Annotated in this window: 14 protein-coding genes; 6 read left to right on the top strand and 8 right to left on the bottom strand. The window is 63.6% G+C overall.

The genetic code is table 11. From position 1 onward, the window contains the following. Positions 1 to 18: 18 nt before the first annotated feature. From QGV54_RS04515 to QGV54_RS04530, 4 genes are all read right to left on the bottom strand, one after another. On the bottom strand, positions 19 to 642 hold the full coding sequence (locus QGV54_RS04515; RefSeq protein ID WP_281018039.1) for a TetR/AcrR family transcriptional regulator: 624 nt from the start codon (positions 640 to 642) through the stop codon (positions 19 to 21). 152 nt (positions 643 to 794) lie between these two features. Continuing rightward, positions 795 to 1,658 (bottom strand): hypothetical protein, encoded by an 864-nt coding sequence (locus QGV54_RS04520; protein WP_281018038.1) that lies wholly within the window; start codon positions 1,656 to 1,658, stop codon positions 795 to 797. A 287-nt stretch (positions 1,659 to 1,945) separates the two neighbouring features. Further along, positions 1,946 to 2,794 carry an alpha/beta hydrolase gene (locus tag QGV54_RS04525; protein ID WP_281018037.1) on the bottom strand — a complete coding sequence of 283 codons (849 nt, stop codon included), beginning with the start codon at positions 2,792 to 2,794 and terminating at the stop codon, positions 1,946 to 1,948. 22 nt (positions 2,795 to 2,816) lie between these two features. Beyond that, positions 2,817 to 3,797, bottom strand: a complete 981-nt coding sequence (locus QGV54_RS04530; protein ID WP_281018036.1) for a 2-dehydropantoate 2-reductase — start codon at positions 3,795 to 3,797, stop codon at positions 2,817 to 2,819. Positions 3,798 to 4,086: 289 nt separating this feature from the next. Here QGV54_RS04530 and QGV54_RS04535 point away from each other — a divergent pair, with 289 nt between their 5' ends. Continuing rightward, positions 4,087 to 4,800, top strand: coding sequence for a S24 family peptidase (locus QGV54_RS04535; protein ID WP_281018035.1), 714 nt, complete (start codon positions 4,087 to 4,089; stop codon positions 4,798 to 4,800). A 22-nt stretch (positions 4,801 to 4,822) separates the two neighbouring features. Here the strand turns inward: QGV54_RS04535 and QGV54_RS04540 are convergent, their stop codons facing one another. Next, the gene (locus tag QGV54_RS04540; RefSeq protein ID WP_281018034.1) at positions 4,823 to 5,251 is read right to left on the bottom strand and encodes a GFA family protein; all 429 of its coding nucleotides are present in this window, start codon (positions 5,249 to 5,251) and stop codon (positions 4,823 to 4,825) included. Positions 5,252 to 5,282: 31 nt separating this feature from the next. Then, a complete protein-coding gene (locus QGV54_RS04545; protein ID WP_281018033.1) occupies positions 5,283 to 6,197 on the bottom strand; it encodes a polysaccharide deacetylase family protein in 915 nt (304 codons plus the stop codon). Between the two features lie 84 nt (positions 6,198 to 6,281). Between QGV54_RS04545 and QGV54_RS04550 the strand changes: the two genes are divergently transcribed. Beyond that, positions 6,282 to 6,689 carry a cupin domain-containing protein gene (locus QGV54_RS04550; protein WP_281018032.1) on the top strand — a complete coding sequence of 136 codons (408 nt, stop codon included), beginning with the start codon at positions 6,282 to 6,284 and terminating at the stop codon, positions 6,687 to 6,689. A gap of 28 nt (positions 6,690 to 6,717) precedes the next feature. Here QGV54_RS04550 and QGV54_RS04555 read toward each other — a convergent pair whose 3' ends face one another. Then, complete coding sequence (locus QGV54_RS04555; protein WP_281018031.1) at positions 6,718 to 7,299, bottom strand: TetR/AcrR family transcriptional regulator; 582 nt, start codon at positions 7,297 to 7,299, stop codon at positions 6,718 to 6,720. 87 nt (positions 7,300 to 7,386) lie between these two features. On the opposite strand from QGV54_RS04555, the gene QGV54_RS04560 reads away from it, so the two are divergent. Then, complete coding sequence (locus QGV54_RS04560; protein WP_281018030.1) at positions 7,387 to 7,737, top strand: darcynin family protein; 351 nt, start codon at positions 7,387 to 7,389, stop codon at positions 7,735 to 7,737. On the opposite strand, the gene QGV54_RS04565 is transcribed toward QGV54_RS04560, so the two are convergent. Beyond that, entirely contained in the window at positions 7,724 to 8,950 is a 1,227-nt protein-coding gene (locus QGV54_RS04565) for an adenylate/guanylate cyclase domain-containing protein (protein ID WP_281018029.1), read from the bottom strand. The two genes, QGV54_RS04560 and QGV54_RS04565, sit on opposite strands and share 14 nt — an antisense overlap. Positions 8,951 to 9,065: 115 nt before the next feature. Here QGV54_RS04565 and QGV54_RS04570 point away from each other — a divergent pair, with 115 nt between their 5' ends. From QGV54_RS04570 to QGV54_RS04580, 3 genes are all read left to right on the top strand, one after another. After that, complete coding sequence (locus QGV54_RS04570; protein ID WP_281018028.1) at positions 9,066 to 9,629, top strand: NifU family protein; 564 nt, start codon at positions 9,066 to 9,068, stop codon at positions 9,627 to 9,629. 187 nt (positions 9,630 to 9,816) lie between these two features. After that, entirely contained in the window at positions 9,817 to 10,677 is an 861-nt protein-coding gene (locus QGV54_RS04575; protein WP_281018027.1) for a glucosaminidase domain-containing protein, read from the top strand. Beyond that, on the top strand, positions 10,674 to 11,621 hold the full coding sequence (locus QGV54_RS04580) for a glucosaminidase domain-containing protein (protein ID WP_281018026.1): 948 nt from the start codon (positions 10,674 to 10,676) through the stop codon (positions 11,619 to 11,621). The genes QGV54_RS04575 and QGV54_RS04580 overlap by 4 nt, the downstream gene beginning before the upstream one ends. Positions 11,622 to 11,635: the final 14 nt, after the last annotated feature.

Consider the following 11,635-nt stretch of genomic DNA (forward strand, 5'->3'; position numbering starts at 1 on the left):
GGTGTGACGTCCGGCAGTCTAGACTGCCGCGTCTGTCAGCTGTCCTGCGTCCTTCGGTGAGTTGTAACCCACTGTCCGCATGACGAGTTCGATCATCTGGTCCGCGATGTGTTCATCGCTGAGCCGCCCGCCCGTGCGGTACCAGGTAAACATCCACGAGATCATTCCCCCGACCGCGAGGGTGGCCAGGCGGACGTCGTCGACCTTGAAGATGCCCTGTTCCAGACCTTCCTGCAGCAGGGCTGCCAGCTTCTTGTCGAACTCGGCCCGCATCTCGTCGATCCGCCTGCTTGCCGCAGCCGGGATGTACTTGTCCTCCCGGAAGTAGACCGCGATGTTGGCCTGATGGGCCATGACCACGTGACAGAACTCGCGAATGGCCTGGCCCAGCCGTTCGGCCGGATCGCCCTTGCGGTCGTGGGCATCGGCAATGGCCTTCAGCGAAAGCCGCGTGCCGCGCTCCGCAATGTCACCAAGCAGAGCCGCCTTGTTCTCGAAGTGCGAATAGATGAAGGGCTTTGTCACTTCAAGGCGACGGGCGACCTGATCCAGTGTGGTGCCCTGGTAACCCTGTTCGAAGAAGAGCTGTCTTGCCTCTTCCAGAATACGTTCCCGCTTAAGTCGTGCAATTTCGTCCCGCATGCCCGAACGCATCGGAAATACCCCCTGTCGCGCAGGCCCCCATCGACGGCTGCCTGTGGGTGAGTTGGCTCACCACGTTGTTACGTCGAGGTACAGTTGCATACTTTGTGGTAGATTTCAAAACCGAGATGCGTAGCCCGGATGCTGCGGTGTCAGCGCTGACAGGCACCGTTACGGCGGCGATAAGGTTGATCACAGTTCCAGTCGTTGCCGGAATAGTCGAGATGCGCATTGTCGGGCAGGGCGATCCGGACACAACCGTCACCCTTGATACTGAAACCGTGCTCACATTTCCAGCCCTTGCCATAGGCCGAGTCGTCGAGATAGCCGTTGGCCGGTACGACGATGGCCTCGCAGGCAGTATCCGTGGCCCTGAAGCCCCTGTCGCAGAGCCATCCCGAGCCATAGCTGACGCCGGACAGATACCCGTTCCGGGGCACCTGGATGGCTTTACATGCCGTGTCGCTCGGGCGGAAACCGCGCGCGCACTCCCATTCCGTGCCCTGAGCGCTGAGAAAGCCGTTGGCCGGAATGACGATGGGTTCGCACCGGTCTCCGTTCTGGAGGTAGCCGCGATCGCAGCGCCATGGGGTGCCGTAGGAGGAGCCCACAAGGTAGGCGTTGCGGGGCACGGTGATGGGCTCGCATCCGTTCCGGGTCTGCAGGAACCTGCGTCCGCAGGTCCAGCGATCGCCGGAGCTGTTCAGAATGGCACCGGTCGGCATGTCGATGGGTTCACACTGCCCGCTGACCTCCTTGAACCCGCGCATGCAGTCCCAGCCCCGCCCGTAGGTCTTGTCGGTCTCGAAGGCGTTGTCGGGCACGTTCATCTTGACGCAGGCATCGCGCGACCGGCGGAACCCGGTATCGCAGTTCCAGCCGGAACGGGAGCCGACCGTGTGGGCATTGTCCGGAATCACGGTTTCTGCCGCGCTGGCGGACAGACCGGCCACACAAAGCAGCAGTGCGCCAAGCAGGGCCATGAAGTGAGTGTGTCTTGCCGCCAATGCGGACATGCGGGAATCCCTCTCTGGTGAACCATGTGCCATCTTGCCGACGCACGGCAGGAACGGCAGGTCAGGCAACGGGCACGCATGAAGGCGTGCACCCGTGACCGTGCCGGTATCGAGGCGGAATATTCGAGGAAATGGTTGCCATCCGTGACCGGGTGTTGCTGCCGCAGTCAGGAGGCCATTCAGCAGTCTGGTCCACGTATTCCAGACCGCAGCAGCAGCTTAGCAGATCGCACCGCGAATGATAGCGGGCTGTTGCAGACGGTGATCCTGCCCGGGCTGGATCAGGGTCAGAGGCCCATCATGGAGAGCATTGTCCGGGTCAGCACGGACTTCGGGGCCGCGACAGCCTCCATCAGGGTGAAATGGTTGGTTCCCGGCACCAGCATCACCTCCCGCGCCACGCCATGCAGTCTGGCATAGCTGTTGGACTGGTCGATCCATCCGTCCGGTTCGTCACCGCCTGCCGCCACGAGCAGATCGATGCCGGGCCGGGGGCTGAAAGCTTCGGTCAGGATGTTGTTGCGCGCCGCAACGTCCGCTGTCAGGCCGATCTCCGCATTGATGGAGGTACGCATGGCGGCACGGGGGTCGAAGATGCCGGAAAGCAGGACGGCGGAACGGATCAGATCCGCGGGCAGTCCATGTGTGGTCCAGTCGTGCGCAACGGCAACTGCACTGAGGTGCGCGCCGGCGGAATGGCCGCTCAGATGGATGCCGTCGGTCGATGCGCCGTAGTCGGCGGCATGCTGTGCGGCATGGGCAATGCCGCGCATGACCGAATCCACCAGGCCGTCCAGCGTGACCTCCGGACAGAGCGGGTAGTTGATCAGCACCACCGTCGCCCCGGCACCGGCGAAGGGTTCCGCCACGAAACTGTGCTCGTCCTTGGAAAGGGCACGCCAGTATCCGCCATGGATGAAGACATGCATGGGGCTGCCGACGGGTCCGGGAAAGATGTCGTAGACTTCGCGCGGATGCGGGCCGTAGGAGATGTTGCGGCGCATGTCCTGGCGGTTGCGTGCGGCTGCGGACTCGGAAATGAAGTGCTCCAGATGCTTCGCGGCATCCGGCGAGGCCACACGTGGATTGAAGTGGCGCTCGACCTCTTCGTCGCTCATCTGTTGCCAGTCGCTCATGTCGCTCTCCCCCAAACGTCCGTCAGGCCGTGTAGCAGCCTGCCTGCTTCGCCCGCAATACGGTCAGATGATAGACCGTATCGATGATCGGTGTCGGAATGCCGGTGATGCGGCCCAGTTCCGACACGGTGCCGATGATCGGCTCGATCTCCATCGTGCGCCCGCCTTCCAGGTCCTGCAGCATCGATGTCTTGTGCGCGCCGACCTTCTCGGCTGAGGTGATACGCTTCTCCACCGTCATCGGGAAACGCACGTCCAGTGCTTCGCCGACAGCTTTGGCCTCTGTCATCATCGTGTGGATCACCGATCCGACACCGGCATCCTGTGCCATGTCCACCAGGGTGGCGCCCGTCAGGGCCGAAACCGGGTTGAAACTGAGATTGCCCCACAGCTTGACCCAGATCTCGTTGCGGATGTTGGGGCGGATCGGGGCCTTCACGCCGGCATTGACCAGGGCGGATGACAGGGCCTGGATGCGGTCGGACTTCGATCCGTCCGGTTCCCCCAGGGACAGGCGCTCCCCGTAGCCGAGCTGGACAACGCCGGGCTCGGGAACCTCCGCCGCCTGCCAGACGACGGAGCCGATCACCCGCTCCGGCCCGATCTTGTCCCAGAGCTCATTGCCCGGATCGGCACTTACCAGCCGTTGCCCGGCATACTTGCCCTCCAGCCCGTGAAAGTACCACCAGGGCATGCCGTTCTGTGCCGTGACGACGGCCGTGTCAGGGCCGAGCAGCGGCTGCATGGCATCCGCGACGGCACGCACGCCATGGGCCTTCAGCGTCAGGAGCACATAGTCCTGTGGCCCCAGCTCGGACGGATCATCGGTTGCCCGTGGGTGGACGGTGAAATCATCCTCCGCCGATTTCAGCCGCAGGCCGTTCTCGCGGATCGCCGCCAGATGCGGCCCCCGGGCGATCAGGCTTACATCCGCACCTGCACGCGACAGCATCGCCCCGACATAGCCCCCGATCGCGCCTGCGCCATAGATACAGATCTTCATGCGGTTTCGTCCCCCTCAAAGGCGTAGAGCGTTCCACTGTCCGGTCGCGGGCCAGTGCTGTTCCGTCAACGGACGGAATGACAAAGGTCTAACAGACAGGCAACAGATTGGACCAGAATTCCGCCTGCGATAAGAGGCTGAAGCGGGCGGGCGTGCACTCTGCAGGAATGGTGGTTCCCGTTGGCAGGTTGTCTCATGTCCAGAAAACCATTCGGTAAAGTATCTGCGTGAGTAGAAAATTCGGTAATTTTAACTTGTTTTGGCCTTGGATGATGTGTATTCATCCGGTATGCAGAACAACGAACTTCTGGAACGTATCGACCGGAGACTGCGCGACAAGGGCCTGACGGACTACCGGGCCTCGATGCTGGCTGCCGGTCGGCCCGAGATCATCCGCAACATTCGTCGTGGCCGATCGCGCAATCCGCGTCGGGACACGATGGAGAAGCTGGCGCGGGTTCTGGATTGCTCCTTCGAATGGCTGGCAACCGGGCGTGGCCCTGTTCAGTCACCGCCGGACGTGCCTGGCGTGCCCGCCGCTGCCGCCCCGATCGTCAGTGGCGAGGATGTGCCGATGCCTCCGGCGCGCAGCGAGATGCCGCTGGATGTTCCGGTCATGGGGACAGCAGCGGGAAGCCTGAAGGGCGCGTTCCAGCTTGATACCTCTTCCCCCATCGACCGGGTGCGCCGCCCGCCGGGCATCGCCACGGCGGTGGACATCTATGCGCTCTACATCGTCGGGGATTCCATGTCGCCGCGGTTCGAGGACGGGGAACTGATCTATGTCTCCGGCCGTCGTCCGGTACGTACGGGCGACGATGTCGTCATCCAGGTCCATGGTGAGGACGACCAGGTGGAGGCCTATTGCAAGCGGCTGGTGAAACGGGACAGTTCGGGCACGACGGTGGAACAGTTCAATCCGTCGACCAGGTTCGACATCGCCGCTGACCGTACCATCGCGATCCACAAGGTGCTGAACCTGAACGACCTGTTCGGCATCTGATCCGCGATCGGGGCGTGCGGCCTTACCAGTCCGGCATCTTCTCGTCGCTCGGCAGGTCCGGATCCATGACATCCCAGGCGTGGGCGCTGCCGACATAGATGTTCCTTGAAGGCGCATACACACCCGGATCGTCCAGACTGCCGGCATAGAGGGCGCGGGTCTTCGGCGATGCCCCGTTCTTCAGGAACAGGGGCGAGCCGCAGTCGGGGCAGAATGCGCGGTGCATGGCGTGGCCCTTGTCGGCGGTGACCTCATGCCATTTCGGCGCGCCCTGAAGCAGCACGAAGTCATCCTCCGCGATCACCAGCGCCGGAAAATAGGCACTTCCCGTGGCTCGCTGGCAGTCGCGGCAATGACAGTTGCCCATGTAGAAGACCTTGCCGCCCGACTGATAGCGGATGCTGCCGCAGGCGCATCCGCCTGCCAGTTCCTTGCCTGCTGGTGCCGTCATCGGTTTCTCCCTGGTTGCGATTGGTGAATGTTCAGCCTCTGGGCGGATGCGTTGTCCGCCAGTGCTCCGCGATCTGCTGCCCTGTGCAGACCCAGACATCGTCGAAGGACTGTATGTGATCCAGGAAGCGTGTCAGGCCCCCGATCCGGCCAGGCCTGCCGATCAGCCGGTCATGCAGCCCGATGGACATCATGCGCGGTTGTCCGGCGCGCCCTTCCGCCCGGAGCACATCGAAGGCATCCCGCATGTAATGGAAGAAGTCGTCGGCCGTACTGAAGCCGCTGTTCTCGTTGAAGCGGTTGTCGTTGGTCTCGTAGGAATAGGGGACGACCAGATGATCGTGCCCGTGTTCGTGCAGCCAGTACGGCAGTTCGTCGTTCAGGCTGTCGCGGTCATAGAGAAAACCGCCATGCCCGATCAGCAACCGGCGGGTGTCCGGGGAGGGGCGACCTGTCATCCAGCCGACCGGGGGGGAGCCTGTCAGCCGGGTGATCTCGGCGACCGCGTCGGCGATGTGCTGTCGCTCCGTCGCTGCATCGACATGCTGGTAGTCGATCCAGCGCCAGCCATGGCTGACCAGTTCGTGCCCGCCTTCGGCAATGGCCGCGACGAACTCCGGATTGTGTTTCAGGCCGCTGACGACGGCCAGGATGCTGGCCTGCAGGCCCCGGCTCTCGAAGGCGTCCAGCAGGCGCCAGATGCCGCGCCGACTGCCATATTCGAAGGCCGCTTCCGCCAGCATCGATCGCGCACCGATGACCGCGGGGAAGCCGATATCGTTCAGCATCCCTTCCGACGTGTCGTCGCCGTGCAGCACCGACAGTTCTCCGCCCGCCTCGTAGTTCACGGCGAATGTCACTGCGATGCTTGCGCCGCCGGGCCATTGCGGGTCGGGCAGCCGCCTTCCGTAACCGGCGAGGTCTCTGGGATAGTGTCCTTCCGTCACGGCAATCTCCTGACTTCTGCATGCGACCGGTGTAGAATGCGGGCTGAAACAACAATCACCAAGTGTCCGGGGGAGGATACAGCCATGAACGACCAGTCAAACGCACCGAAGCTCGGAAAGATGGTTCACGCGGTGCCGTCGGAACTGCCCGACGCGTCGGGCCGCCGCGCCTTCTTCACATACAAGGACATGGGCGTCACCGATGCGACAGGTGGCCTGATGCGCGCGCAGCTGACCACGGCGCGGGAGGGGATGAAGGAATCCACCGGCTGGCACTATCACGTCTGCGAGGCGCAGTACGTCTATTGCACCAGCGGCTGGGTCGATCTGGAATTCGAAACCGGCGAGACGATTCGCGTCAGCGCGGGCGAGTCGATCTTCATTCCCGGCGGCATGAAGCACAACGAGCTGGAGACCTCCGACGACTTCCAGATTCTCGAGGTGTCCGTGCCCGCGAAGATGGATACGGTGCCCTGCGATCCGCCTGCGTGAAACGCGACGGACATGGCTGAAATGGGGGTCACGGGCGGTCGAGGTATCCGTTGACCGCCCGAAATACCCGTTCGCCGATATCTTCAACATCGGTTTCACCCGCCAGTGCGGCGGCATTGATCAGGCCCTTGCAGATGGCAACGGCATCCTGAGCCTCGCACGGTGTGGTCTGCGGCCTGCGTTTGCGCAGCACGGCCAGGGTGTCCGCTGACAGCCGGTCGGCGAGCGCTACCGCTTCCGCTTCAAGTCCCAGCGCCTGTTCGACATGTTCCAGTGCCAGGGCCAGCCGTGGTCGGGCGAACTGGTGCGCCAGCGCCGTGTCGATCAGGCGGGCAAATGCCCGGTCGGGATCGGCCTCCGACCGCACGGCGCTGACGGCGTGGGCCAGCACTTCCCGTTCCCGCCGGATCAGGGCGGCAAGGATCGCGTCCCGGTTCGGGAAGTACTGGTACAGCGACCCAATGCTGACGCCCGCGCGCTGCGCAATGTGATTTGTGGTCAGGCCGGACTGCCCGTCCGATTCCAGAATGCGAGCCGCAGCCTCCACGATCGCGGCCTGGGTGACCTGCGCACGGGCCTGGGAGGGCTGCTTTCTCGGGCTGTGAACCATCTCTCCGGCGACGACCTCCGAATGCGAGTTGCTGAAGTGAGCAATTGCTCACAATTGTGTTGGCACAGCAACCGAAGGATCTCACTGATGACATTCACCGCATTCGTCCTGCTGATGACCACCCCGGCCTGGCTGGCGCTGCCACGCGCCGAAAGGTCCGGAATCGCGGAGGCAGCGTTCGCGACGGCCTTTCCAGACGACACGGTGCGGCTGCGCTATTTCGATGCGGAGGCCTTCAGCGGCCGGGTCAGCGACGTGGCAATGCTCCAGGCGGCCTCACCGGAAGCCTACTATTTAGCTGTCGAGCGGCTTCGGGACACGCCCCTCTTCACCGTCCCCTACTTCCGGATCGTCGAGATCATTCCGGCGTTCGAGGACGGGTTCCAGGCCTTCGAGGCCAGGCAGGACTCCGGAACGGTATCGGCTACGCGGGGCTGAATATTTCCGACGGCTGCGAGACACCGGGCAGCACGTGAAACCCGAGCGACTCCAGCTTCGTGCCCTGCGACGCCAGCTTCGCGAAGGCTTCCGTCATCAGGATCGGGCGGTTCAGGGGGCGGGTCAGGGTCTCCACGCGGCTGACTTCGTTGACCGCGCGACCGATCACCGTGAAGTCGAGGCGATCGGCTGACCCGATGTTGCCGAAGATCACGTCACCGACGTTCAGCCCGATACCGACCTTCAGTTCCGGTTTGCCCTCGAACTTCCGGTTCCTGTTCAGATCGGCGAGGTTGGCGACCCCCTCCACCGCGGCAGCAAGCGCGGAATGGCTGGCCAGCCAGGCCGTGCGGTCATCCATCGGGAAGATCGCCAGCATGCCGTCGCCCATGAACTTCAGCACCTCGCCGCCCATCGCCTTCACCGGTTCGATCATGCAGTCGAAGTAATCGTCCAGGATCTCGATGATCTCCGGCCCCTCCAGCCTGTCCGACAGGCGGGTGAAGCCCCGCAGGTCACACAGGTAGATCGCGGCACGCAGGGCCTCGCCCTCGGCGCGATGGATGGTGCCGGCCAGCACACGCCGCGCCGCGGCCTCACCCAGATAGGTGCCCAGCAGGCTGCCGGTGGCGAAGTAGGCATTCATCAGCTCGAAACGCAGCGACATCAGCGGTGCCAGTTCCTTCAGACGTTCGATCTGAGCCGCGTCGTAGCCGCCGGGACGCCGGGTGGCGAAGGAGATGACATTGACCTCCCCGGTGGAGAACCGCATGGGCAGGGCGATGTAGTCGGTCGCGCCCTCTGCCTTCAGTTCCCGCCAGATGTCGAACTCCAGCAGGTCATCATCCAGGTCGAGCCGCTGGCGCACCTGCGGTGACCCCTGATGGATCAGATGGATCGGGCTCTTCAGGTAATACTCCGACTGCATGGCATCATGACCGCGCAGCACCACCTCCGCCTCCCGATCCGGTCGCCAGATCAGGTTGCGGGAGACATAGAGCGGGTGCAGTGACAGCAGCCCGCAGAACGCGCGCTGCAGGTCCATGCCTTCCGTGTTGAGCCGGGCGCAGAGGTCGGTGAGGAAATCGAGTTCCGCATTCGGGCGATGCAGATCATCCAGCAGCCACCGGGCCGTCGCGTCTGCGCGCCAGCCTGTCGTGATGATATTCACGCTTGCCTCTTCGCGGCTTTGTGGCATGTTCGCCTCGCTCATGGGACGGCCTCTGACTGAGTACTCATTGTCCCGGCTTGATTGCGGGGCGCTCTGCGCCACATAAGCGCTTGAACGGTTCAGGCAACCTGATCGCACTGACAACCCGGAGGAACCCATGTTCATCCAGACCGAACCGACACCCAACCCGCAGACGCTGAAGTTCATTCCCGGCGTTGATGTGATGAAAGAGGGTGTTGCGGATTTCCGCAAGCCGGAAGATGCCAAGGTGTCGCCGCTGGCGGAGCGTCTGTTCGCGGTCCATGGCGTGACCGGCATCTACCTGGGACAGGACTTCGTTTCCGTCAGCAAGCGGGAGGATGTCGAGTGGCACCACATCAAGCCATCGATCCTCGGCACGATCATGGAGCACTTCACTGCCGGTCTGCCGGTGATGAGCGAAGGCGCGGTGATCGGCGATTCCGGCGGTCATGCTGAAGCCAACGGTGCCGACGGCGAGATCGTGAAACAGATTGTCGAACTGCTGGATACCCGCGTGCGGCCTGCTGTCGCTCAGGATGGTGGTGACATCGTATTCCATGGCTTTGACGAGGGAATCGTGTATTTGGCCATGCAAGGTGCTTGCGCTGGTTGTCCGAGTTCGGTGATGACGCTGAAGCATGGCATCGAAAATCTGTTGCGGCATTACGTGCCGGAAGTGAATGAGGTTCGCGCGGTCTGAAGGGGGGAACTGCCGGACATGGATTGTCCGGCGGCACAGGGCCAGGCGATGAACGGGACCCGACCTGCGGTATGAGCGGTCGGAAGGTTGAGAGGAAGAGTGTGCAATGAAACGTGTCGGACGCTTTCGGGCGGCCGCTGTCGTTGCTTGTGCTGGTTTTCTGTTGAGTATGGCCGGGCAGGAAGCGATGGCTTCGCCCCAGGATCTGAGTTCAACGGTTGATGGAGCGGCTGCAGCCCGTTTTGCTGCGGCCTCGAACTGGGAACTGCGGAAGCTGGACTATGACCTCGCGGCTGTGCGGCGCGGCGATGCGCCCGTGCCTGCGGTGTTCGTGTCCGAACTGCCGGAAACCCTGCGGCAGATCAATGACGTCGCCACGATGAAACAGACCTTCATCCGTCTGGTGCTGCCACTGGTGCTGGAGTCCAATACCCGCCTGCTGGCCAAGCGGGAGCGGGTGCTGGAGCTGGAGCATCGGCTGATCGAACAGCGGTTGCCGCTGACGCGGGAACACCGCGCCTGGCTGGCGGAACTGGTTGCGGACTACCGTGTCGAGGCTGGGGAACCGGCGGCGCAGATCGCCGCCCTGCGCATGCGTGTCGATATCGTGCCGCCCTCCCTGGCACTGGCCCAGGCCGTCACCGAGTCCGGCTGGGGACGGTCGCGCTTCGCTGTGCGCGGCAATGCCCTCTATGGCCAGCGCACCTGGTCGGAGGGAGCCGGAATCGTGCCGCATGCACGCGCCGAGGGCGAGAACTTCGAGGTCAGGGCGTTCCGCAGTCTGCTTCAGTCGGTTCAGATGTACATGCGCAACATCAACAGGCATCCTGCCTATGAGGAGCTGCGGGCAAGGCGCGCGGCATTGCGTGCGGCGGGTGAGCCTGTGGATGGCTGGACCCTGGCCGGGGGCCTGACCCGCTACGCCGAGACGGGTGAGGAGTATGTGGAGATGCTGCGCGATATCATTGTCGCCAACCGGTTTCGGGATTTCGACGACGCCTGGATCGAAGGCGTATCGACCGCACGACTGACCCAGCCCGCATCATGACGGAGAAGACGCGGACCACCCCGCCGGTTCTGCTGCATCTGCTGGTCATTCTGGCGGTTGTGCTGCCGGTACTCGGCATGGCGGCGCTGGTCATGAACATGCAGCCGTCAGCGCAGTTGCGGGCGCCGCTCAAGGCAACGTCGCGCCCCCTGATCCTGTCCCAGCCCAAGCTGATCCGGCCGCGAACTGTATCCGGTCTCTCGTCACGTTATGAATCGGTCGGCTACACGCTGGAGAGCGTGCGGGCAGGCGATCCGCCACCCGCGTTCGTGCTGGTCACCCTGCCGGGCGACTGGACGAGAGAGATGCCGAGCGAAGCGCGCAAGAGCCTGTTCTTCCGTGCCCTGCTGCCCCTGGTGATGCAGGTGAACGGCGAGATCGCCGCGGCCCGTGACCGGCTGATCGCCCTGCGGGATCATCCGGACATGTCGCGGCGCGACCGGGTCTGGCTGAACGGCATGGCCGAACGCTACAACGCCATCGACAGCAAGACCGGGACGGTTGACTGGGACGAGCTGATGCGGCGCGTCGATCTGGTGCCGCCGTCGCTGGCACTGGCGCAGGGGGCGCTGGAAAGCGGCTGGGGCCGTTCGCGTTTCGCGCTCCAGGGCAACGCCCTGTTCGGCCAGTGGACCTGGAAGGAAGGCGCCGGGATCGTTCCGAAGGACCGGGAGGAGGGCAAGACCCATTCGGTCAGGAGCTATCGCAGCCTGCTTGCCTCTGTCCGTGGGTACATGACGAACCTCAATTCCGCCGGTCCCTACGCGCGCCTGCGCAAGGCGCGCGAGAAAGCCACCGCCGCCGGCAAGCCGGTCACGGGGCGTGATCTCGCTGCCTACCTGGACAAGTATTCCGAGGAAGGCGAGGTCTACGTCCAGAAGGTGCGCAACATGATTTCGGTCAACAAGCTCGGCCCCATGGACCAGTTGATCAACGGTCGCTGAACCGGGGCGCGACG

The organism is Minwuia sp. IMCC3060 (assembly GCF_029909435.1).
GTDB lineage: Bacteria > Pseudomonadota > Alphaproteobacteria > Minwuiales > Minwuiaceae > Minwuia.